Here is a 23,557-nt window from a genome sequence, read left to right as displayed (position 1 = left end):
TCAATCCGGGAAATAGCAGGCCAGATTCTGGCTGACAACGTCTGCAGTCAGTTGCAGCGGATCTGCGCGCAGATCAAAGATCTGTATCGCCCGCTCAGGAGAGGCATCCCGAACGTGAGTGTTTATGCCGGGTAGCCGTTCGAGCTGGTAAGTGCAGTTCCGGCCATTGGGGAAAAGGGCGACATAGGCGATTCCGGTTTCGACTAAATCCTGGAAAAAATGTGAGCCGTAGGATAAATCTGGCACCATATCGCCGTCCATTTCCGCCACTTCAACCAGCACGGAAACCCGGGCGATATCGGCAAACCGCACCGGCACACCCAGTTCCGGACTGCTGGTGCCCCAGCGCCCTGGCCCAATGAGCATGGTTTTATCGTCGCCCGTTCGTACCTGCTCGCCGATAAGGCGGGCAACTTCGTACCTCTGGCTGACGGTCAACCGGCTGTAGACCGCTGCATCCACACGGATAACACGCTGGACGCAGAGGTTTATATTGCCTCCCATGAAGTGCCCACGTGTCCGGAATAGAAGCTTGTGGTCGGGTATTTCGGCGGGTATTTCTGCCGCCGTGGTTTCACCGATGGTTGCCAGTGGCCGGCACTGCACAAGGTTAAAAGTCGGCTCACCGATATCGTCGAGGTGCAGGGTAAATTCCACATCCACTGGGTGCTGATAGCCGGCTTCTAGCGTTTTCAGCAGGCTGGAAAGGCGGGCAACAAACTGGCCATTGCGTACCAGTGGCTTAAACGTCAGCCGCCATACCGGCGCAGGCAGATCCAGTTCCTCCGCCCGCCGGCTGGCGGGTTGGTCTACTTCGCCAAGGTGTTCCAGCGGCAGATCCGAAACCTCTAGTGTGAGTTGGCTCAAAGGGCGAGTAGCAAGTTGCCCTTCCCACAGATCCAGTACATCCAGAAGATGCTGGGAAAAACGGTAGCTTTCATCCTGATTGCGGAAGGGCTGGCGGCTGGGGTAGTCCAGTGCCATAACGCATGCATGGTCATCTTCAATCCGGTCAACGGCTCGGGTACCGAGCCCCATAACCAAGCGAACCATGCCGGCGGCCGGGTTCATGTTGGTATCCCAAGCAAAGGTATTGCGGGAAACGCCGACGCCGGCGGCATCCGGCAGATAATAACGCCCGTGGAAGCGGCCATTGACCCGCTGAATCAGCAGGGCCATCGGCTCTTCTCGTTGATCCAGCCCACGTTGCTTTCGGTAAACCAGCGCGTCATCACTCATGGTAGAGGCGTAAACCTGCTGGATCGCATCCTCCAGCGCGGTAAGTCGGTGCTCTGGTGCGCCCTGATTTACCAGGAAAACGCTGTCGTACTTGCCGGCAAATGCATTGCCGAAACCGTCTTCCTGAAGACTGCTCGATCGTACCAGAATTGGGTACTGGCCATAGTGATCCAGCAACCGTTCCAGTTCGGCGCGGATTTCCGGAGGGAATCTGCCCGCCAGCAAGCCTTGGCGAAGATTCGTGGCCTCGCTGAAGTAACCGTCGGCAGAACGCTGTCGCATGATTGCCGGCCACAGTCCATTGTGAACAAGGAATGCGTAATAGGCATCTGAGCCCAGATAACTGGAATCGTGTGGTTCCAGGTTTTTCTGCCAGATATCGGGCTGATTGGCGAGCAGAATGCTGCGAGCTATCAGCATGCCTGTCGCTTTGCCGCCGATATAGCCGCTGCCGATCATTCTGGCGCGTATCGCGAGCAGGCTCTCAAGGCTAAGGTAACGCTTTGCGAGATCCAGCATACGTGGATCCCGGCTGATCAGAACATTCAATACGCGATCTAGAATGTCTGCTGACTGCTCTTTATCGCCAGTCTCAATAGCGCTCGAAACCTGCAGGAACAGCCGATCCCAGTAATCCAGCAGCGGTTGACGGTTAAGTTGGGCTAATTCCAGCCCGGCCTGAAGCCGGGTTGCGTCACTGCTGTCAGTAACCGGCACAAAGCGCCCGTTGAGCTCCCGGTGTGGCAAAAACATGGTAGGCGACTGTCGGCACCAGGCTTTGATGGGCTGGATCTGAACGTCGTGCCCCAGGCGGTGAACATCGACCATCACCTGTGTTGTTTGCCGGATACGGTCCAGTGTGGTGCGAGAGTGCCGATCGGGATAGAGAGCAAACCAGGCGACAGTTTCAAGTTCAAAGAGAAATGGACAGACCACCTGGAAAAAGTTTCCCACCATGACATCAGTGGCCCAGGCATTAAGCAGATCACTCAGACAATCGCACACGTAGAAAGCACCGCGGCCATGCTCTTCAATCAGGCGCCAGACTCTTCCGGTGAAGGCTTCAAAGCCACCCAGGGCGTCTACGTTTTCGATGTGAATGTTGGCTTTCGCGGACACCAGCGGGGGGTGCTGGCCAAAACGCAGGTAGATAATACGGCGCCCGGCGGACGCCGCAGACTCAATGAACGGCGTAACGAATCGGCGGTAATCGTCTAGGTCGCTGACTCGCCAAACGACGTTGTCACCAATTCTCAAACCATCGAGCATATCGTCAAGACTGGGGAGGCCGGTAGAAACTCGGTTATGATCTTGTGAGTTTCCGCCGTTCCCGGTCATGGGCTATTGCTCCTTGATCAGATAACGCCCATGGATGCCATGGCGCGAGCTACTTTGATGAAGCCTGTAACGTTGGCGCCCAGCACATAGTTGCCTTCAGCGCCGAACTCAGCCGCTGTCTCGTAACAGCTCTTGTGGATCTCGATCATGATGTCCTCAAGGCGCTTCTGAGTGTAGTTGAAGGTCCATGAATCACGGCTGGCATTCTGTTGCATTTCTAAAGCAGAGGTTGCCACGCCGCCCGCATTGGCAGCTTTGCCTGGGCCATACATCACCTTGGCTTCCTGGAAGATGGCGATACCTTCCGGGGTGGTCGGCATATTGGCGCCTTCAGCAACTGAGATACAGCCGTTTTCAACCAGGGTCTTGGCGTCGTTGCCGTTCAGTTCGTTTTGGGTAGCACACGGCAGTGCAATATCGCAGGGAATAGACCAGATATTGCCACCTTCGACGTATTTTGCGTCTTTGTGGAACTCTGTATAAGCGCTGATACGGCGACGCTCAACTTCCTTGATGCGTTTGACCGCTGCCAGATCAATGCCTTTCTCGTCCACGATGAACCCGCTGGAGTCAGAGCAAGCAATAACCTTGGCGCCCAACTCATGGGCCTTGGCAATGGCGTAGATGGCCACGTTGCCGGAGCCGGAGACGACAATTTTCTTGCCTTCTATCGAATCGCCACGAGCTTTCAGCATTTCATTGGTAAAGAACACGGTGCCGTAACCGGTTGCTTCGGTACGGGCACGGCTGCCGCCCCAATCTAAGCCCTTACCAGTGAGCACGGCGGATTCGTAGCGGTTGGTGATGCGCTTGTACTGGCCAAACAGATAGCCGATTTCGCGGCCGCCTACGCCAATGTCACCGGCCGGTACGTCTGTATATTCACCAATGTGGCGATACAGTTCGGTCATCAGGCTCTGGCAAAAACGCATGACTTCGTCGTCTGAACGACCTTTAGGATCAAAATCGCTGCCGCCTTTGCCGCCGCCGATGGGCAGGCCGGTCAGGGCGTTCTTGAAAATCTGCTCGAACCCTAGGAATTTGATAATGCCCAGGTATACCGATGGGTGGAAGCGCATGCCGCCTTTATAGGGCCCCAATGCGCTGTTGAATTCCACGCGGAAGGCGCGGTTGATATGGATCTCGCCGCTATCATCCTGCCAAGGCACCCGGAAAATAATTTGGCGCTCGGGTTCACAGATGCGTTGAATGATCTTCTTTTCGGCAAATTCTGGGTACTTCACCAGAACGGGTCCCAGTGTTTCCAAAACTTCGTGTACTGCTTGGTGGAACTCGTTTTCACCCGGATTGCGGTGCAGAACGTCTTCGTAAATCAGTTCCAGTTTCTCATCAAGTCGGGCGGTCATAGAATGTTCCTTGTTTCGGTTCTTGCTTATTGCAGGAAAATGAAAAGACTGTATCGGAAAAAGGGGGCGGTGATTTGACCATATCGCGGCCCGTTTGGCAAGAGAGCCCCCTGTTAGGCTGGAGCAGATACCCCCAGAGAGATGCGGCATTGTGTCTCACGCGCGCGGAAACAAGCTCGTTTATCATGCATTTAATATTTTGATGCAGACAATCCCGCCCACGGGGACGTAGCAGTATGAAGGAACGCAAGTTTATCAGATTTGCCCAGATCGCCATGATTGGTTTTGCAGGTTTCCCGGCGCTGGTGTCTGCACAAGCTGCCAACGAAAACCTGATCATTCGGGTAACTGAGGGGCAGGTTAGCGACAACGCCAGTGTTGTGTTGGCTAGTGAACCCGTAAACCGGCTGGCATCCGACCCCTCAGTATCTCTCTCCCGTATGGGAGGCCGCGGCCTGGAACCTATTGTGCGAGGGCAAAGCCAGGAAAGAGTGGATGTGCTGCTTGACGGCATTCGGGTGGAGGGCGCCTGCCCCAACCGGATGGATCCGCCAACCAGCCGCTTGAGCAGTGCGTTGGCGCCGGCTCTGGAAGTAAGAACCAACAACCGCACCTTGCGATGGGGTCCTATTGCTGGTGGACAGGTCATAGCGACTACCGCAGACCCGCAGTTCAATGGTAATGCGACTACTGGCCACGTGACTATTGGTGGCTCAGACAATGGCAACGGAAAGCTGGTGAATGCTGCCGCAGCCGTAGGTAGTGACGAAGCTTGGTTGCGGTTATCTGGCGGCTACGACGAAGCCGGCGATTACGAAGATGGCGATGGCAACAAGGTGCGTAGCGCTTATAAAAATGCCGAAGGTCGCGCCGACGCTGCCTGGACAGCTGAGAGCGGATTTTTTATTAAGGGCATGATCAGCCGTCAGGAAGAAAACGATGTGAAATACGCCGGTGCCGGCATGGATGCTCCGAAAACTGACACAGATCTTTACCGGATGGAGTTTGGTGCGCCAGTGGCTGACGGCGAGTGGAGCTTACTGGCTTGGCAGGCCGATGTGGATCACACCATGGATAACTTCAGCCTGCGCCCAGCCGGCATGATGAAAATGCAGACGGATTCCACGACGGAAACCCGCGGTCTGCGCTTTATCCTTGATCAGAGCCCCAATAGCTCAACAGACTGGGCAGTGGGCGCAGATCTGGAGACCAACGATTGGGATGCCACTCTGCTTAACGTTACCAGCCCCATGCCCATGGCAGTTTCGCTTATGTGGCCGGGTGTGGAGCGTGAGCGTGCCGGGATTTTTGCTGAAGGTTTCCGGCGCATTGCCCGGGACATAAAAGTTGGGGCAGGCATTCGGTATGACCGTGTGGAAATGGATGCTACCAAAGCGGGTAACGTTGGGAGTATGAGCATGACTCCGGCCATGCTTTATCAGAACGCATACGGCGCAACCGATGTGAAAGCCGAGGATAATAATGTGAGCGGGTTTGTAACCAGTGAATGGCGCCTGCCGCAGAATCAGGCGTTAACCCTTACTGCTAGCCGCAGCCTGCGCAGCCCAAGTGTTACTGAGCGCTATCTTGCCCGGAACACCATGGGGGACAGCTGGATTGGTAACCCTGGACTGGACACTGAAAAGCACCACAAAGTAGAGCTGACCCTCAGCGGCAGTAAAAACCAGTGGAGCTGGAAGCCGGTGGTCTGGGTTGATCAGGTGGATGACTTTGTACTGCGCTATAAAGAAACGCCGGCCCAGTGCGGCAAACCCAGAGGTTGTACCCGCTACCAGAACATTGATGCACGCTTGTTAGGTGTTGAGGCACAGATTGGCTGGACTGACGGCACGTGGAACAGCAGCAGTGCTCTGAGTTCTGTTCGTGGTGAAAACCGTGATGATAATAAAGCGCTGGCGCAGATTCCGCCGGTGCAATTTGTGCAAACCCTGGGCTGGCAGAGCATGGGTCACAGTGTTGAGGCCCAGTGGCAGCTGGCCCGACGCCAGGATCGCATTGATCCGCAATCCGGGCAGGATGCGGGAACGTCACCCGGATATGGTGTGTTTAACCTCTATGGCAGCCACCCGCTGATGGAATATCTCACTTTCAACTGGGCTCTGGACAACCTGTTTGATAACACCTGGGCGCCTCACGTGAGCCGCGCAAATACTGATCCGTTCACCCCTGATGCGGTGCGTGTGAACGAGCCAGGGCGCATGCTGCGCGCAGCACTGACGGCCAAGTGGTAAACCCTGTAATGGCGGTTGCCCGCGACTCATAGCCGGCGGGTGACATTTTGCCCCGTGCAGGACCAACTCCCTGCATGGGGTTTTTTAGGAGCGCCTTTGCGAATTATCACAATTAAGTTCTGGCTACGGGTAGGCTGATATGTGGTCGTATTGAGAACGGTGATAGCCTATAGTTATTAACTTATACCTATTTTCGAGGTTGCTGGTGGTGAAGCATATTGCCGTACTGGGCACGATCGTGCTTGGGTTGGCTTGTTCCGGATTGGCTCTGAGTGAAGAGATATCTGGCAAGCCGGAGACCATTCCTGTTGAGCGCAGTGAGCTGCAGGAAACGCTTGTGCTTGATGGCGTGATCGAGGCGGTTCAGCAGAGCACCGTGTCCGCACAGACCAGCGGCACCGTGCAGAAACTGCCGTTTGATGTGGATGATTCTGTCGTCGCCGGTGACCTGATTGTGCAGCTGGAAAGCAGCGAGCAGCGCTCCCGTGTCAACCAGGCGCAGGGTGGCCGGGACGAAGCGCGGGCAGCCTTTGCCGATGCCCAACAGCAGTTCACTCGGATTGAAGCCGTGCAAGAACGCGGTCTTGTTTCGCGACAGGAATTCGATCGGGCGCAGAACAGCCTGGCTGGAGCCAAGGCGCGGCTTGAGCGCGCCGAGGCAGCTTTGGCTGAAGCTCGGGAGCAGCTGAGCTATACCCGCATACTTGCACCCTACGGTGGAATACTGACCGAGCGTCACGTGGAAATCGGCGAGTCTGTCAGCCCCGGTCATCCCCTGCTCAGTGGTCTTTCACTGGAACAGCTACGGGTTGTTGTGGACCTACCACAGCAGTACGCGGATCTTGCCCGGCGCGAGCGCCAGGCGCAGGTCACCCTTGCCGACGGGCGGGTGCTTGAAACCGGCGATATGACATTTTATCCCTATGCCAACCCGGCTACCCATACCTTCCGTCTTCGCATGCGCCTCAGTGAGCCTAACGGTTCACTGTTTCCCGGCATGCTGGTCAAAGTCGGTGTTCCGGTCGCAACCCGTGATGCACTCTGGATACCCGCCAGCAGCCTTGTCCGGCGCAGCGAACTGAGAGCCGTTTTTGTGCTTGATGATCAGGGCCGCCCGCGGTTGCGGCAGGTTCGGATCGGCATGCAGCAGGAAGACCGCCTGGAGATCCTGGCAGGTTTGAGTGAGGGCGAACAAGTCGTGATCCATCCGGGTGAGGAGACAGGGAATTGAGTCGCGAACTGCCTCCGGTCGGCCCCTCCGGTACCATTGCCCGGATTTTTCAGGATAACCATCTAACGCCTTTACTGGCGCTGTTGGCCATCATTCTGGGTGTGCTTGCGGTTGTCGTGACGCCGAAAGAAGAGGAGCCGCAGATAGACGTCACCATGGCGGACATCATGGTCGCTTTCCCGGGCGCCAGCACGAAGGAAGTGGAAAGTGCCATCGCAACGCCAGCCGAGCAGGTGATGAGTGAAATCGTCGGCGTTGAGCACGTATACTCCGTATCCCGCCAGGGCCAGGCGGTTATCACTGTGCAGTTTGAAGTCGGCATTCCAAGGCAGGAAGCGCTGGTCCGGCTTTATAACCAGGTGTATTCCAATCAGGACTGGCTGCCGCCGGATCTTGGCGCCACACAACCCCTGGTCAAGCCGAAAGGTATTGATGATGTGCCGGTGATGACGCTGACCCTGTACGACCCCGTCAACGGGCATACTGGCGAAGAACTCACCCGCCTGGCCCACACGCTGGAAGTGGCGCTCAAGCGGGTGCCCGGAACCCGGGATGTTTACACCGTGGGCGGAGTGCCCGACCGAGTGGACATCCATTTTGACCCGGCCCTGCTTGCCGGGTTTAACCTTACCCTCAGCGATATCCGCGATGCCCTGAGAGCTGCTAACAGCAGCAGTCAGGAAGCTCGCATTACCCGTGATAATCTCTCCATTCCGGTTCAGGTCGGCACTTTGCTGAAGAGCGTGGACGATGTGCGTGCTCTCGTTGTCGGCATGCACAACGGCGCGGCTGTGTATCTGGATGATGTGGCAAACGTCAGCCGCGGCGGAACCGTTGCTGATCAGAGTGTCATGACCGGCTTCGGGCCGGCAGTGGATGTGGGCAATGTCGGTCAGCCTGGTGATGTCTACCCGGCAGTAACACTGGCGATAGCCAAGAAACCCGGGCAAAACGCTGTGGATATCACAACCGCTATCGAACAGCGGCTGGAGCAGATTCGCAACCACATCCTGCCAGAAGGTGTGGAAGTTATTGTTACCCGGGATTATGGCGAAACCGCCTCTGCCAAAGCACGCAAACTCATTTCTGATTTGATATCCGCCACTCTGTGCGTGGTGTTGCTGGTGCTGGTGGCCATGGGCTGGCGCCAGGCGCTGATTGTTGGTGTGGCCGTGCTGATCACCCTGCTGCTGACGCTGGTGTTCTCCTGGGCCTGGGGCTTCACCCTGAACCGGGTTTCGCTGTTCGCACTGATTTTTTCTATCGGTATTCTGGTGGATGACGGCATTGTGATTACCGAAAATATCAACCGCCGGATCCGCAACTCCAACCTCCCGGTGCGGGATATCATTCCGGTAGCGGTGGACGAAGTGGGCACGCCTACCATTATGGCCAGCCTTACCATTATGGCGGCTTTGCTACCCATGGCGTTCGTAACGGGTCTTATGGGTCCGTACATGAGCCCTATCCCCATCAACGCGTCCGCCGGTATGGTGCTATCCCAGATTGTTGCCTTTGTGGTGGTGCCCTGGCTGGCCTTGCGGCTGCTGAAACACCAAAGAGGCAAAGCCGCGACAGAAGCCGAAGAGGCCGGCAGTTCAGCCGATGGTGTTAGCCCCATGTCTCTGAAAATCTTCGGGGGTATACTTTCGCCGTTTCTGGGTGACCATCGCTGGCGTCGTCGCCTGCTAGCGCTTGGGGTGATCCTGCTGACTCTGGCCGCTTCGTCGTTACCGGTGTTTCAGGCGGTTATCATGAAGATGCTGCCTTTCGACAATAAATCCGAACTTCAGGTTGTGGTTGATATGCCCGAGAGCACGCCGGTTGAGCAGACCCAGCGGGTGCTTATGGAAATGGGGCATTACCTGGAAACCGTTGGCGAAGTGACCAGTTGGCAGAGCTATGCGGGCACCGCTGCACCCATCAATTTTAATGGGCTGGTGCGCCAGTATTACCTGCGTAGCGACCCATACCAGGGCGATATACAGGTAAACCTCAGCGATGAAGATGTGCGATCCCGTCAGTCCCACGTTATTGCCCAGGCGTTGCGGGACCCGCTGACCGTCATCGGCAATCGTTACGACGCCAGCGTGAAAATTGTTGAGGTGCCACCTGGCCCGCCGGTGCTGTCGCCAGTGGTGGCGGAGATCTACGGCGTTGACCCTGACCAGCGCGCTGAGCTGGCTCGCTCTGTAGCGGCTGGTATGGCTGAGGTGCAGGGGCTGGTGGATATCGACACCACGCTGGAAGCGCCCACACGCCAATGGGAAATTGAAGTGGATCGCGCCCGGGCGGCTCGACTGGGCATATCTCAGGCCCAGGTTGTTGGGGCTCTACAGGTGGCACTGGGAGGTATGAATGTCAGCTTTTTGCACGATGATCATGCCAAATACCCTGTGCCTATTCGGGTAATGCTAGACGAGGGCGACAAAGCACAGCCGTCGGTTCTTATGTCCCTTCAGGTGCGAAGCCGCGCCGGCAATCTGGTGCCACTGGCCAGTATCGCCCAGGTGCGCGAAGCCGACTGGATGGGCGCGATCTATCACAAAAACCTGCTACCGGTGACTTATGTGACGGCCGATATGGCAGGCGAGATAGATTCACCCCTGTACGGCATGTTTGCCATGGTTGATCGCCTGAAGCAGCAGGAGGGCGCGCCGGAGCAGTTCTTTATTGACCAGCCGCCGTTGCCGGAAAAAGGCACGCTCAAGTGGGACGGTGAGTGGCAGATTACCTATGAAACCTTCCGGGATATGGGGGCCGCCTACAGCGTGGGCATGTTCATGATTTTCGTGCTGCTGGTTGCACAGTTTCGTTCGTATATTCTGCCATTGGTGATCATGGCGCCTATTCCGCTGACCTTGATCGGCATCATGCCCGGGCACGCTTTGCTGGGCCGGGAATTTACCGCGACCAGCATGATTGGGATGATTGCTTTGGCGGGTATTATCGTGCGCAACTCGATCTTGCTGGTGGTGTTTATCCGGCAACTTCTGGATGAAGGCGTTGAGTTGGACAGGGCCGTGGTTCTGGCGGGTGCGGTGCGTATCAAGCCTATCGCCCTTACGGCCATATCGGCGGTGGTGGGCGCATACTTCATTCTCAATGATCCGATTTTCAACGGTCTGGCTATCTCTCTAGTGTTTGGGCTCGCGCTTTCAACCGTGCTTACGGTTCTGGTGGTGCCTTTACTTTACTACACACTCGCCAGATGCAAGTGGGTGTAATGTCGGGATATTAAACCAGCCCTAACCAGTGCTTCCCGGCCCGCCCATGCGACGTGGCTGTGGCTTTGTTTTCCCGAGCGGGCTAAAAAGTAATGTTCAAACGACTGATACCACTAGTTATTCTTGCAGCCGGTGTTCTGGGCTTCCTGTTTCTGAAAATGACCCGCCCGGAGCCGGCACAAGTGAGCGCCACCGAGCGTAGCTGGCGGGTACAGGTTCAAACCGTTGAGCCAGGCGCTCACACACCGATGTTACCTCTATACGGCGAGGTGGTGGCGCCGGAGCAGATGTCTGTGGTTGCTACTCTGGCCGGTCGCATTGGTGAGCGGCCAGTGGCCGAGGGGCAGCGGGTGAGCGCGGGTGACTTGCTGGTCGCTCTGGATTCTCAGGATATTGAGCCGGTGCTGGCTCAGGCGAGAGCTCAGGTGGTCGACCTCGAGGCGCAGATTCGATCTGAACAGGTGCGCTACCGCAATGATCAGACCGCGCTCAAAAGCGAGCAGGCGATTCTGGCGAATGCGCGCCGGCAGTTGGAGAGAACCCGCTCGCTGGTAGACCGAAATCTTGCCTCCCGTGAAAACCTGGAAAGCGTAACCGACGGTGCCGCCAGAGCCGAACTCACCGTAAGTATTCGCCAGCGCGCGATTGATGAGCACCCGGCGCGGCGGCAGAGCCTGGAGGCTCGGCTGACCCAAGCCGAGGCGACTCTGGCGACAACGCAGCGTGATGCCGAGCGCTCCCGGGTTATTGCTCCTTTTGACGGTGTTATAACGGATGTTCAGGTTGCCGTGGGCGATCAGGTGACCCGAAACCAGAAGCTGCTCTCGGTCTACGCCGTTAAGGGATTGGAGCTGCGGGCCAGAGTGCCCGATAGGTATCGGGCCGAGCTGCTTGGTGCACTGGCCGAAGGCAAAGATCTTTACGCTTACGGTGATAACCGAGAGATTCGTTTCCGGCTTGAGCGCTTTGCGGGCACCAGTGACCCTGCCGGAACGGAGGCGATTCTTGTCTTGGCCGGAGACGCAGCAGGCTTGCGCCCGGGCGCCCTGTTGCCGGTGAGCCTTGAGCGGCCGGAGCGCAGCGAATCGGTAGCCATTCCGTTCAGCGCACTGTATGGCGCAGACAGCGTGTATCTGGTTGCCGACGATAGCCGCATGCGGCGGGTTTCCGTGGAGCGTGTGGGCGAAGTTCTCTCGGAAAATGGCGAACGCAGCCTTTTAATCGCCAGTGAGGCGCTGAAGCCAGGCGCACGCCTGATTATCACCCATCTGCCCAATGCCTTGACCGGCCTTAAAGTAGACGTTGCCGGTGCAAGTGAAAGTGAAAGTGAAGGGAGCTCCGCACAATGAGGCGCAGAAAAGGCGTCATCGGCTTTTTTGTACATCACAAGGTCGCGGGCAACCTGGTGATGCTGATGATGCTACTTGCCGGTACGTTAGCTCTTACCCGCATGAATGTTCAGTTCTTCCCCACCTTTGCACTGGATGTTGTCAGCGTGCGCGTGATCTGGAGTGGCGCCTCGGCGGAAGATGTGGAACAGGGCATTACCAATCCTCTGGAACAGCGCCTGCGTAGCGTGGACGGTCTCAAGAAGATGACCTCCACCTCGGCTCAGAGTGTGGCGTCCATCACACTGGAGTTTCAGGAAGGCACCAATCCGATCACCGCACTGGATGATGTGCGCCAGCAGGTAGATGAGTTCAACAACCTGCCGGCAGACGCCGAGGAGCCCCGGGTTACCCGGATCGAGCGCTACGAGCCCGTCGCCCGCATGCTGGTTTTCGGAGACGTTGATCGCAGAGAGCTGCGAGCCCTGGCCTACCGCTATGAAGACGAACTTCTGCAGCAAGGTATAGACCGGGTGTCTTTCAGAGGCCTGCCAGAGCAGCAGATCAGCATTGATGTTCCCGTGGAAAGGCTGGAGGCACTGGGGCTTACACTTGGGCAGATTGCCGAACGGGTTGCTTCAGTTTCGCGGGATTTGCCCGCTGGGGTAATGGCCCAGCAGGATGCGGCGCGGGAGCTGCGATCGCTAGAGCAACGGCGCAGCCCGCAGGCGTTCGAATCCGTGCCTGTGCTCAGCGGCGAACGCACTCAGTTACGCCTCGGAGACATCGCTACTGTCCGCCAAGAGGATCGCGACAATCAGGTTTCTCTCACCCGTAACGGCTTCCCGGCCATTGAGCTGCAGCTCCAGCGTTCGGAAAACGGCGACTCCCTGGCTGCGGCAAAGGTTCTGCAACAGTGGCTCGACGAGACACAGGCTACACTGCCACCTTCGATACAGCTCGAGGTTTACGACCAGACCTGGCAACTGCTGAATGACCGCATTTCCCTTTTGACCAGCAACGGTCTCAGCGGTCTGATACTGGTTGTGTGCCTGCTGTATCTGTTTCTTCCGGGACGAGTGGCATTCTGGGTGGCCGTGGGGATTCCAACGGCATTTCTTGCGGCTCTGGGCGTGCTTTGGCTCATCGGCGGTTCCATCAACATGATCTCCCTGTTTGCGCTGATCATGGCGCTGGGGGTTATTGTGGACGATGCCATTGTGGTGGGTGAGGATGCGGACGCTCACGCCCGCATGGGTGAAGCCTCTATTTACGCCTCAGAGGGCGCCGCCAAACGCATGGTGTGGCCGGTGCTGGCCTCGTCTCTGACCACGGTCGCCGCCTTTATGCCCTTGTTGGTTGTGGGTGGCGTAATCGGCAATATTCTTGGCGATATACCTGTGGTCATGATCTGCGTGCTTATCGCGTCGCTGCTAGAGTGCTTTATTGTACTGCCAGCGCACTTGCGGCATGCCTTCAGCCCCCGACACACGGGTAAAGGTGCGCCAGAGCCTGCGCGCCCCAGCCGTAATCCGGTTGCGCGTTTCCGTGCTGGTTTCGAACGCCGGTTTGATCGCTTTCGCGAAGGCCCTTTTCGCCGATTCTCCCTGCGCAGTCTGGAGCACCGGGGTATCACCATGGCCTGCGTTCTGGCGTTAGCCCTGGTTACCGTGGGGCTGCTTGCGGGTGGCCGCCTCGGGTTCAACTTTTTCCCGACGCCGGAGCCCTCAGTGCTCTACGCCAATGCCAGCTTTGTTGCGGGCACGAACAGCAAGACCGTTGGTCGGTTTATGGTCGATATGCAAAAGGCATTGAATGAGGCGGAATCGGCGCTTGGCGGCAACCTCATACTGCATGCGGTTACGACGGAGGGGGCCACGTTGGGCGGTGGCGGAAGCTCTCGTGCCGGTGATGAGTTGGGTTCCATAATGATTGAAATGGTGCCTTCGGATCAGCGCCCGGTGCGCAATCCGGAATTCATCAACGAATGGCGCAGCCGCCTGACCCTGCCCGCGGGGCTGGATAACCTGGCCATTTCAGAGCGCCAGTCAGGGCCTCCGGGCCGTGATGTGAATGTGCGGCTGACCGGTGACAACTCGGAAAACCTGAAGTTTGCCGCAGAGGAACTGGCACAGGCGTTATCGACGCTGCCGGGCGTGCTGGATGTGGAAGATGACATGCCCTGGGGCCGGGAACAGCTGATCTATCAGACCAGTGCCTACGGCGAGGCGCTGGGCCTCACTACGACGGACCTGGGCAGTCAGCTGCGGGCAGCATTTGATGGCAGGGTCGCCCAGATCTATCAGGACGGGCGTGATGAGATGGAGGTGCGGGTGCAGCTGCCCCGGGAGCAGCGCGAACGTTTGTCTACACTGTCTCGCGTTACCGTGCGCATACCCGATGGACGCTTTGTGCCCCTGGGGCAGGTGATGAACCTGGACCATCGCCAGGGTTTCGAGGCTCTGCGCCATGCCGACGGCAAGCTGGCCGTGGAAGTTACCTCCGCCCTCAACACCCGGGTAAGCACTACGGCGCAGATTATCGAGAGCCTGCAGGCGGAAGCCTTGCCGGATATTGCCAGCCGCTACAATGTTCGCTACAGCTTCGAGGGCAGGTCGGCGGATCAGCGGGAAACCATCGCGGATATGAAAACCGGTTTGTTGATCGGCTTGGCGTTGATGTACGTGATACTGGCCTGGGTGTTCGCTTCCTGGAGCCTGCCGCTGATCGTAATGGCGATTATTCCCTTCTCCCTAGTAGGCGCCTTGCTGGGCCACTGGCTGATGGGGCTGCAGCTTACGGTTCTATCGCTGTTCGGGCTGTTTGGCCTGGCCGGCATTGTGGTGAACAACGCGATCATTCTGGTGTCTTTCTACAATCAGCAGCGCCAGAAAGGACTGGGTATTAACGAGGCGCTGAATGAGGCGGCGGTCCAGCGGGTGCGTGCGGTGCTGCTGACCTCGCTGACCACCATTGGTGGTTTGCTGCCTCTGCTGTTTGAAACCTCACTACAGGCCCAGTTCCTGATCCCTATGGCCACATCCATAGCCTTCGGCCTGGGGCTGTCTACCGGGCTGGTACTGCTGGTTATCCCCGCTCTGTTGTCTTGGCTGGAGCAGTTCCGGGAATGGCGGGCCAGGCGCCACGGTGGTGAGCTTGTATGACTGACTCTCTGCTGGCTGTTCGGGGTCTGAGCAAGCATTTCGTCAGCGGTAACGAAACCGTCCCGGTTATTGAAAAGCTGTCGTTTACCCTGGGGCAAGGCCAGTCGCTTGCGCTGACCGGCCGCTCCGGTTCTGGCAAGAGCACTCTGCTGAATCTGCTGTGTGGCCTGGAACTGCCGGATGCCGGCACCATCGCTCTGCGCGATCAGGTTTTCGAGGCTGGCGGCGCAGCGACACGGCGAAAGGCCGCGGCCTGGTCTGCGTTGCGCCGGCAGCATATCGGGGTGGTGTTTCAGGAGGCTAATCTTATGCCCGCTCTGTCACTGCTGGACAATGTGCGGCTTCGGGCCCAGCTTGCAGGGCGGGACCCGGTAAACAGTCAAGACTGGCTGACTCGCCTGGATATCGGTGAGCTGGCGCAGCGCTACCCGGATCAGGTATCTGGCGGCCAGCGCCAGCGGGCGGCTCTGGCCATGGTTTTTGCCATGGAGCCTGCGCTGATACTGGCGGACGAACCCACCGGAAGCCTCGATCGCCATACGGCCGACGAGGTTACCCGGGTATTGTTCGATCTTCAGACGCGCCACGGCTGCGGCCTGATTCTGGCGACCCACGACGCCGAGCTTGCCGCCGGTTGCCAGCAGCACCTGGATCTTGGCCACCTGAGTGACCTATGAAAGGCTTTCTGTCTCTCTTCAGGTCTTTCTTCAGTCCTCACTTCAGGCCTCTCATCCCACCTTTCTACATGCCTCGGGCTTTGTTCAGCCACTATCGTCGGCACCCCCTGCAACTGCTCGCCCTTGCAATCATGATCCTTCTTGCCACCATGCTTTGGACGGGCGTTAGCCATTTAACCAGCCAGGCGAGAGACAGCCTGGATCAGAGTGAGCAGGCTGTGGCGGAGCGCCAGCAGGTGGTGCGAGACGATGGCGAGGCCCTGGCGATCGACGACTTTGTGTCGCTGCGCCTTGCCGGCGTGTGTGTTATGCCCTGGTTGGAGGTGACACCTGAAGCCGGCAATCGCCTTATCGGGATCGATCCCTTGGCTGCCCATTGCTTCGGAGCGGGAACCGGCATATCTCAAGCTCTGGATCAGCCTCTGGATGGCAAACCTTTTGTGGACATTCACTCCGCAGCGAGCATTAGCGCCCGGCAAAGCCGATTTTTCCTGCTGACACCTGACACCACGCAAGTCTCTGACCTGCATCCCGATTACACCCTGCAAACCTTCGCAACCAGCCCAGACACCGGAGAACTCGGAGACAGCTTTCTGCTCAACCTGGAGGCCTTGGGTGTGCTGGTATTGCTGATCACGGCACTGCTGTTGCGCAGCGTCTACCTGTTGGGTCTGGCACAGCGCCGAGATAGCTTTGCCCTGCTGCATCGTTTTGGTGTGTCGCCAGGGCAGGTTCAGCGCTGGCTGGTGCTGGAAATTCTTGTGCTGGCGTTGGTGTGTGTCGTGCCCGGCGTCTGGCTGGGCCGATGGCTGGCGGCAGGTCTGGGTAGCGGATTCGGTCAGGCTCTTGACGGACTGTTCGATATTCCCCTTTACGCAGGGCAAGGGCAGGGCTGGTTAACGCCGGTTCTGGTTATGCTGGCTGTGGTCGTCATTGCGTGCCTGGGAGATCTGCTTTTTCTCAGGTTCCGCGAGCGCCTTTCCTTGCCTGTGCCCGCTCGGGCAGGGTTGGCAACAGCTTTGCTGGCAGTCGGGCTGGTGATGGCTTGGCTTGCACCGTCGCTGCCGTGGGTGTTCGTTGCGGTTGCCCTGGTGTTCGCCGGTGCCGGCTGGCTGACACCGACCGCCGTCACGCATCTGGCCCACTGGCGAGCCGGCCGATCGAAAGCGTCGCTGGCTCGATGGCGCTACCGGGAGCTTGCTGTGTTGGTTCGCAGGCTGACACTGCCACTGGTTGCCCTGCAGTTTGCCCTGGCTATGGTGCTTGCTGTTCAGGCTCTGGTCACCACGTTTGAAGATACGTTTGATCGCTGGTTGGCGCAGCGGTTGGAGGCAGCCTATTACATTGAAGTGCCGGCCGGAGCTGACAGCGATAAAGCAGCCGATTGGCTCGTCAGCCAGCAGGCGAGCGCTCCGGGTTTGCAGTGGCATCGGGTGATTCGGGGGCACGCTCAGCTGCCAGATGCCGGCAGCCAGCAGGTGGATGTATTTGCGATCACACCTGTAGGCTCTTTGATACGCGGATGGACATTGTTGGAAGCGGCGGATCGCCCTTGGGGAACCTTGGCAGCCGGTGAAGGGATCATGATTAACGAGCAGTTGGCGCGCAGGGAGAACATTGGGGTTGGTGACAGTGTGCAGCTGCGTCTCGGCGATCAGCCAAAGGCCATGCCAGTGTTGGGCGTTTACCCGGACTATGGCCGCCCGGTTGGGGAAGTTCTGGTGAACGGTGAAACCCTTCCCGAGACTTTTGACATCCGTTTCGAGAGCCTGTCTGTTACGCCGGGAGAGCCCGGGATCACGCATATTACCGATGCACTTCAGCAAATCTGGGGCGTGGAAGCGTTATCCATGAGAGACAACGGCACCATCCGCGAGCTGGCAACCGGTGTGTTTGATCAAACGTTCGCGCTCACCCGCGCGATGACGCTGCTTACCCTGATTCTGGCTGCCTCGGCGTTGCTGATGATGGGTTGGGTGTTTTTCTCTACCCGTGCCTGGTACTTCCGGTTGTTGGTGGTTTGGGGTTTGCCACAACGGGAGGTTGCAGGCCAGTTGCTGAGGCTGGCGCTATTGCTGACAGGCGGTATCGCTGTATTGGCTTTGCCACTGGGCATCTGGCTGACCTGGGTATTGGTACACAGAATCAATCCCCTGGCATTTGGCTGGTCTCTGCCCATGGCTGTCTATCCGGCTTTCTGGCTGGAGCTTGCCATTCTGAGCCTGGCGATTGGTCTGAGCATTGCGGCGCTGATGCGCCGGCAACTTGGCAAATCCGCTGTTGCGCCTGTGTCTGCCAGTGCTCTGACGGGAGGTGAACGATGACTCGGTACTTGGGTTTTGCACTGGTTCTGTTGTTGCTGGCCGGTTGCTCCGGAGATGCCGGAGATGAGGGCTTTGCCGGCCTGACAGGGCTTGAGAATAACGGTGGCACGAATAATAAAGCCGATACGCCGTATTTGCAGCCAGGCCCGGGAGACCAACTGACGTTTCCCGCCGACTTCGGGCCGCATCCGCAGCACCGTATTGAGTGGTGGTACCTCACCGCAAATCTCGAAACTGCGGCCGGCGAGCCGGTAGGGCTGCAATGGACGCAGTTCCGACAAGCACTCCAGCCCAGAGCGGCGGCCGAGCCCGCGCCGGCTGCAACCGACTGGCCACTGCAAGCTGCCTGGATGGCCCACGGCGCGGTTAGCTGGAAAGGCCAACATTATTTTGCGGAAAAACTTGCCCGAGGCGATATGGGTAATGCGGGTGCAACGGCGGTACCTTTTAAAGTGTGGCTTGATAACTGGCGGCTGACCAGCAATGCCGATAATAATCGCTGGCAACTGCAAGCTGCCGGGGAGGGTTGGAGCTATGACCTGACTCTAAACATTGAGGGGCCTCCGGTGGCTCACGGCGAGGGCGGATTCAGCGCCAAATCCGCCAACGGGGAAGGCTCGATGTACTTCAGTTTGGTGGATATTGCCATCTCCGGCGAGGTAACACTGGATGGTGAAGTGCTAGCGGTTAGTGGCAAGGGCTGGTTTGATCGGGAGTGGAGCAGCCAGCTTTTGAAAACTGGGCAGAAAGGCTGGGACTGGTTTGCGCTGCATCTGGATAACGGCGACAAGCTGATGGCTTTTCGTTTGCGGGATGACAGCGGTACCTTCCAATCTGGAACATGGCTCCCTGCGGAAGACGATCCTGTTCGACTGGGCCCTGAGGATCTGAGCCTGCAGGAGCTGGAACGGCGCGAGGGTGTGCCTGTGCGCTGGCAGCTTAGAATTTCTGACTATCAGGTAGATCTGGAGCTGAGTGCGCCATCCGGTGATTACCTCAACCGGGGGCTTTATCCGTATTGGGAAAGTCCCGTCAGCGTGTCTGGAAGCCATCAGGGAGAAGGCTATATGGAGCTGACCGGGTATGCCGACTAAGCACCGATTTGACTGGTGCCCATATTTATCAGATGGCTTTATTCACCAGGTAATACTACCCGAATCCGAATCCGAATCAGGGTTAATGGGGCAAATATCGATGATAGCCTCGCGCTCATCGGCATCTTTTTCAATCAGTTCCCGAAGCCGTAAACGCTGCTCCTCCAGTGGGCCAGACATATTGATTATGATTTCAACACGTCGGTTCTTCGCGCGATTTTCCGAAGAGACATTTTCCACCGCCGCTGAGCGTGCCGCAGAAAGATCCCAGTTGCTGTAGAAGCGGGCCGTCCGGATAGGAACGTCGTCGGTGTGTCCTTCAACCGCCAGCTCGCCAGGCATATCGGCCAGCACTTTCGCCATCTCCAGAAGCAGGCCCTCAAATTCCCAGGTGAGCTCTGCAGAGCCAGAGGGAAACGAGCCTTTCTCCTCTACCCGTATGACGATGCTGCGCTGATCCTGATCTTTTTCTACCGTAATGCGGCCGTCTTCAAAGTCTGCAGTTCAGGCTGCTGATCGGTTGTGGTATGCCTCACTTCATTGACCAGCGTTGGTTCAGGGGGCGCCGGCGAGAACTTATCGAAGATCGGGCTGGTGCCCTGCGGAATCTCCAGCGCCGGTACCTCACGCTGAACCCCGAAGGCTTGTGAGAGCTCACCGGCAATCTGCTTGAACTTCTGCGCGTCGATTTCAGAAAACGACAGCAGAAGCACATCAGCAGCGACATCAGGTCTGCAAAGGTAACAACCCAGGCCGGGATGCCCGGCTTTTCCTCTTCTGGCAGCTCGTCCATGGGGCTTATCCGCTGCTGGCCTCCGCCTCAGGCGCTGTGTCACGCTGGTTCGGGGGCAAGTAGCTGGAGAGCATCTGTTCGATAATACGTGGGTTTGTGCCTTGCTGAATGGCCACCTCTCGGTCTTCGAGCCCGAGCACTCCCTCTTTGCGGGAAACATTAGCAACGTCCACCAACTTTTCAATGCTGGCCTGGGTCTCCGGGAGCTTGAATTTGAACGCCCGCGCAGCCGCTTTAAAAGCCCCGAGAAACTGTGGAATGCTGAACTTGGCGAGCACAACAAGCATGGTCCCACCAACAACGATCAGCAGTGATGCAGAATTCAGGAAAACATCAGGTGATACGCCGAGAATAACGGCGGATGCGATGAGTGCAAGGGCGCCAACAAGTCCGATCAGGGTGGCAAAATCCACGTGCTCTCCGGGGGTGTAGCGGTTAAAGGTCAGGGCGGTGAGATTACCTGTAGTTCATTATTCAATCAATGTGCTTATGCGAATCGCCCGGCGTCATCTTTGTGTTCTTTCCAGGCCGCGTATTTGTGCAGGTCGGATTCCACCAGTTTCAGGCACAGTGCAACCACGCCGGCATCGTCCAGAAAACCAAATCCAATTATAAGATCCGGGATGAAATCCAGAGGGTTCATTACGTATAGAAGCGCACCCGCGATCGCGGCAATGCTTTTCCAGGGGACATCGCGGTAACTGCCGTTCCAGTAATCCCGGATCATGGAGAACATCAGTTTGATATCGGCGCTGAACCGGTTCAGTTTTCCGCTGCCTTTGACCTTGTCTTCAATCGCCCGCTGTCGCTCAAGCAGAGTCTCCAGATCGGCACGATTTACCTTTTCTGCTTCGGCATTCAACTGTTTCTGCGCGTTCTTCTGGCTGAACAGAGCCATGAACAAGTATCCTCTCTTGATTAAGTTGGATAGCCAACTGCAATAATGTCATGAAATCGGCCAGTCTGCCGCATCCACTGTGTGCAATCCCACGGGTTGCACACAGTGGCCACGCCACTTGTTAACAAAGATACCTGCCGGGTTGTACTGTTGTGCCTGCTTTTCCAGGTTGAACTGGCGCAGGCCCCGGGGGTCTGCACCGACACCGGCCCGCGTTTGCGTTGCACGCCTTTACGCCGGAAAAGGTCAGCCCCGTGCTTCATGGCGTACCAGTAGAAATATTCCCGCCAGAGCAGCTCGAACCACAGCCAGTACGTGGATTCGTTTCGCGTTTGCTTATAGTTATCGATTGCGTGGTTGCCGAACAGGAGCTCCTGCAGGCGCGCCAGGCCGGCTTTTTCTCCTCCGGTGAAGAGGCTAAGGGTTTCAAATTGCTGGAACAGCGTGTCGGGTAGCAGGCCCTTGATCCACTGCCACTGTCCGGTCTCCTGTGTGCCCGGTTGTCTCGAGCGAATCACCCGGGCAATGCGGTGTTGGTGAACCAGGTTTTGGATCACCTTCTCCGGTTCACCAAAGGCGATGTGTAGCCTCTGGCCAAGGAGCCTGAGGCTGCGCTCAAGCGCGATCAAGCTTTGCCAGAGGAATCGCCAGCGATGTTCGCCCATAGCCTTGCTTTGCAGCGGGCCGGACTGGAACCAGCGTGGGTCCACGACACTGTTAATCGGATCGTTAGTGTTGCTCATAGTCTTGCTCCTGCTTCGATCAAAAACTTCTGATCAGGCGTTAGTTTCAAGTTCTTCCAGTGTGGGGTAGTCGGTATACCCGTGCTCATCGCCACCGTAGAAGGTGCTGTCATCCCACTCGTTAAGCGGCGCATTCTGGCGGAAGCTCTCGGGCAGATCCGGGTTGGCGATAAACGGCCGGCCGAAGGTCACCAGATCGCAACGCCCTTCGCTGATACGGGTGCGGGCTTCTTCGGCGGATTCCAGTGCCCGAGGCTCAGGCACGTCAACCATGCCGGAGTCTGCGCTGATAAAAGTCTTGGCACCTTCCGGCTTGATAGCGGAGGGTGCGACTGGCTGGTTGCCGTTGGGCTGCAGGTCCAGGTGGGAAATGCGGCCCACGTGCCATGGCTGCATGTGGATGCGGCCACCGGCCGTGTGAACAGCACCGGTAACCTTTTTCCAACCATCAATCTGGTCCCGGGAGTGAATGCCCGGTGTGAAAGCGTAGCCCTTGCCTTGAGGAGAGATCTGAGTCGCTTCACTGAGAATCAACCCTGCAGTTGCCCTTTGCTGGTAGTAGTGCGCGTTCATGTCGTTCGGGATATCGCCTGGTTGGCTTGAGCGCGAACGGGTAAGCGGAGACATCAGTATGCGGTTGGGCAGAGGGGGATAGTTTCAATCAAAAAATGGTAGTGATTGCGCATCAGGCCGCAGGCGTGGCATTCCCAGTTGAAGGTCTCACACACTTCGTCGAAAACTGAAAAAAAGGCGCGGCGGTCATCGTTAGATTCAAAAATCATCTCACGCCGATTTTCGCGAGACGTCACATGGTACAACGCACCGGCAAATTCCAGTCGCAGCGGTCTGGCTATTCCCTGGCTCCTTCCGTGGTTCTAATTGAGGCCGGACAGACTGAGACGATTACAACGAAAGGGCAAGGCAGGGGCAAAACGCAAGACCTGACCCCGGCACACTCATTGCCCCTTATCCGCCAACGAGCCTAAGCACCCGCTCCAGCATCGGATCTTTCCCTTCTTCACGACCCTTTCGACCAAGATATTGCAGGCGGATATGGGGCGGGATACTGACATCTTCGTACAGCTGGCCATCGTAGACCCGGTAGATTTCGTTGGATAACGTCAGGTGCCAGCCATTTGGCAGGTGGCGCTCAAGGGTGTCGGCGGCGTCATTGAGGTGCCCCCACTCCAGTAGCCGGTTGCCGCCATGGCTAACGCCATTCCCGAGGTAGTCCTCGTGGATCACATCGTGCAGCCATTCTTTCAGATCCCCCAGATAGCTTGCGAGTTCCCGGTCATCGTTGGCATCTTCAAGCTCCTGTGTCAGCCGCTGGTAAAGTGCGGGGTGAGCGCCGGCATTGTAATGGCCCCAGGGTGTATTCAAACGGATGTGGCCATCCTTCAGCGGCCGCAGCATGGTTGCCATGGTTGCCATGGTTGCAAACAGGGTTTCTCGTGAGCTGCGCGCGTTAATTTGCGGGTGATAGCTGTGGTACGCCTGGTCCCAGGCCACGCTTTTCAGTTCGAACAAGGCGTACTGCTCGTCGAACGTTCTCCAAAAGAATTCGAAGTTGTATTCCGGATCCTTCGAGGCATGGTTCCGGGTTGCAGTGGCATTCGCCGGCAATGCTTTGAGGCGCCGAAAGCTGATGCGCGCCACGCCGCTAACACGATGGGCACTGAACGCCCGCCCAGTTGCGGACACTACCAGATCTTCGTAATAATGATTGAGCTCTGCGATGGCGCCCGTATAAAGCTTCCGGCAACTGATGGTGGTTTCTTCAAACAGGGTGTATTGGTCGCTCTCTATCAGCAGTATTTTGCCGTAACCCTGAGAACGCCAGGCACCCTGGAGGTCTCTGAAAACAGGGGCCGCAGGGGAG

At 57.6% G+C, this 23,557-nt stretch carries 15 protein-coding genes and 2 pseudogenes; 8 read left to right on the top strand and 9 right to left on the bottom strand.

Features of this window, described 5'->3' with window-relative positions; all coding sequences use genetic code 11:
- Window positions 1-2,577 (bottom strand): PEP/pyruvate-binding domain-containing protein, encoded by a 2,577-nt coding sequence (locus CPH80_RS13855; RefSeq protein WP_096278674.1) that lies wholly within the window; start codon window positions 2,575-2,577, stop codon window positions 1-3.
- A 17-nt stretch (window positions 2,578-2,594) separates the two neighbouring features.
- Window positions 2,595-3,944 (bottom strand): NADP-specific glutamate dehydrogenase, encoded by a 1,350-nt coding sequence (gene gdhA / locus CPH80_RS13850; protein ID WP_096278672.1) that lies wholly within the window; start codon window positions 3,942-3,944, stop codon window positions 2,595-2,597.
- Window positions 3,945-4,180: 236 nt separating this feature from the next.
- Here gdhA and CPH80_RS13845 point away from each other — a divergent pair, with 236 nt between their 5' ends.
- The 8 genes from CPH80_RS13845 to CPH80_RS13810 all read left to right on the top strand — a co-directional run bounded on the left by CPH80_RS13845 (window position 4,181) and on the right by CPH80_RS13810 (window position 19,241).
- Entirely contained in the window at window positions 4,181-6,196 is a 2,016-nt protein-coding gene (locus CPH80_RS13845; RefSeq protein WP_227520163.1) for a TonB-dependent receptor domain-containing protein, read from the top strand.
- Window positions 6,197-6,404: 208 nt separating this feature from the next.
- Window positions 6,405-7,427 (top strand): efflux RND transporter periplasmic adaptor subunit, encoded by a 1,023-nt coding sequence (locus CPH80_RS13840; protein WP_172898605.1) that lies wholly within the window; start codon window positions 6,405-6,407, stop codon window positions 7,425-7,427.
- Window positions 7,424-10,654, top strand: coding sequence for an efflux RND transporter permease subunit (locus CPH80_RS13835; RefSeq protein ID WP_096278668.1), 3,231 nt, complete (start codon window positions 7,424-7,426; stop codon window positions 10,652-10,654). The genes CPH80_RS13840 and CPH80_RS13835 overlap by 4 nt, the downstream gene beginning before the upstream one ends.
- Before the next feature lie 92 nt (window positions 10,655-10,746).
- Window positions 10,747-12,003: an efflux RND transporter periplasmic adaptor subunit gene (locus tag CPH80_RS13830; protein ID WP_096278666.1), complete on the top strand. Its 1,257-nt coding sequence runs from the start codon at window positions 10,747-10,749 to the stop codon at window positions 12,001-12,003.
- Complete coding sequence (locus CPH80_RS13825) at window positions 12,000-15,146, top strand: efflux RND transporter permease subunit (protein ID WP_096278664.1); 3,147 nt, start codon at window positions 12,000-12,002, stop codon at window positions 15,144-15,146. The genes CPH80_RS13830 and CPH80_RS13825 overlap by 4 nt, the downstream gene beginning before the upstream one ends.
- Window positions 15,143-15,823: an ABC transporter ATP-binding protein gene (locus CPH80_RS13820; RefSeq protein WP_096278662.1), complete on the top strand. Its 681-nt coding sequence runs from the start codon at window positions 15,143-15,145 to the stop codon at window positions 15,821-15,823. The genes CPH80_RS13825 and CPH80_RS13820 overlap by 4 nt, the downstream gene beginning before the upstream one ends.
- Before the next feature lie 68 nt (window positions 15,824-15,891).
- The gene (locus CPH80_RS13815; RefSeq protein WP_096281625.1) at window positions 15,892-18,147 is read left to right on the top strand and encodes an FtsX-like permease family protein; all 2,256 of its coding nucleotides are present in this window, start codon (window positions 15,892-15,894) and stop codon (window positions 18,145-18,147) included.
- Entirely contained in the window at window positions 18,144-19,241 is a 1,098-nt protein-coding gene (locus CPH80_RS13810; protein WP_096278660.1) for a lipocalin-like domain-containing protein, read from the top strand. The genes CPH80_RS13815 and CPH80_RS13810 overlap by 4 nt, the downstream gene beginning before the upstream one ends.
- A 42-nt stretch (window positions 19,242-19,283) precedes the next feature.
- Here CPH80_RS13810 and CPH80_RS22975 read toward each other — a convergent pair.
- The 7 genes and pseudogenes from CPH80_RS22975 to CPH80_RS13775 form a co-directional block, all read right to left on the bottom strand.
- Window positions 19,284-20,034: pseudogene (locus tag CPH80_RS22975) on the bottom strand (flagellar motor protein MotB).
- 110 nt (window positions 20,035-20,144) lie between these two features.
- Window positions 20,145-20,447: pseudogene (locus CPH80_RS13800) on the bottom strand (flagellar motor protein PomA); the annotation flags it as partial.
- Between the two features lie 74 nt (window positions 20,448-20,521).
- Window positions 20,522-20,932 (bottom strand): YkvA family protein, encoded by a 411-nt coding sequence (locus CPH80_RS13795; protein ID WP_096278656.1) that lies wholly within the window; start codon window positions 20,930-20,932, stop codon window positions 20,522-20,524.
- A 20-nt stretch (window positions 20,933-20,952) separates the two neighbouring features.
- A complete protein-coding gene (locus CPH80_RS13790; RefSeq protein WP_227520162.1) occupies window positions 20,953-21,675 on the bottom strand; it encodes a deoxyribodipyrimidine photo-lyase in 723 nt (240 codons plus the stop codon).
- Window positions 21,676-21,708: 33 nt separating this feature from the next.
- Entirely contained in the window at window positions 21,709-22,320 is a 612-nt protein-coding gene (locus CPH80_RS13785; RefSeq protein WP_096278654.1) for a hypothetical protein, read from the bottom strand.
- Window positions 22,302-22,484, bottom strand: a complete 183-nt coding sequence (locus CPH80_RS23365; protein WP_197703553.1) for a transposase — start codon at window positions 22,482-22,484, stop codon at window positions 22,302-22,304. The genes CPH80_RS13785 and CPH80_RS23365 overlap by 19 nt, the downstream gene beginning before the upstream one ends.
- A gap of 157 nt (window positions 22,485-22,641) precedes the next feature.
- A complete protein-coding gene (locus tag CPH80_RS13775; protein ID WP_096278651.1) occupies window positions 22,642-23,379 on the bottom strand; it encodes a hypothetical protein in 738 nt (245 codons plus the stop codon).
- Between the last annotated feature and the right edge of the window lie 178 nt (window positions 23,380-23,557).

Origin of the sequence: Marinobacter sp. LV10R510-11A (assembly GCF_900215155.1) — a bacterium.
GTDB lineage: Bacteria > Pseudomonadota > Gammaproteobacteria > Pseudomonadales > Oleiphilaceae > Marinobacter.
The sequence above is the reverse complement of the archived record's forward strand: the minus strand, read 5'-3'. Positions and strand labels throughout refer to the sequence as shown.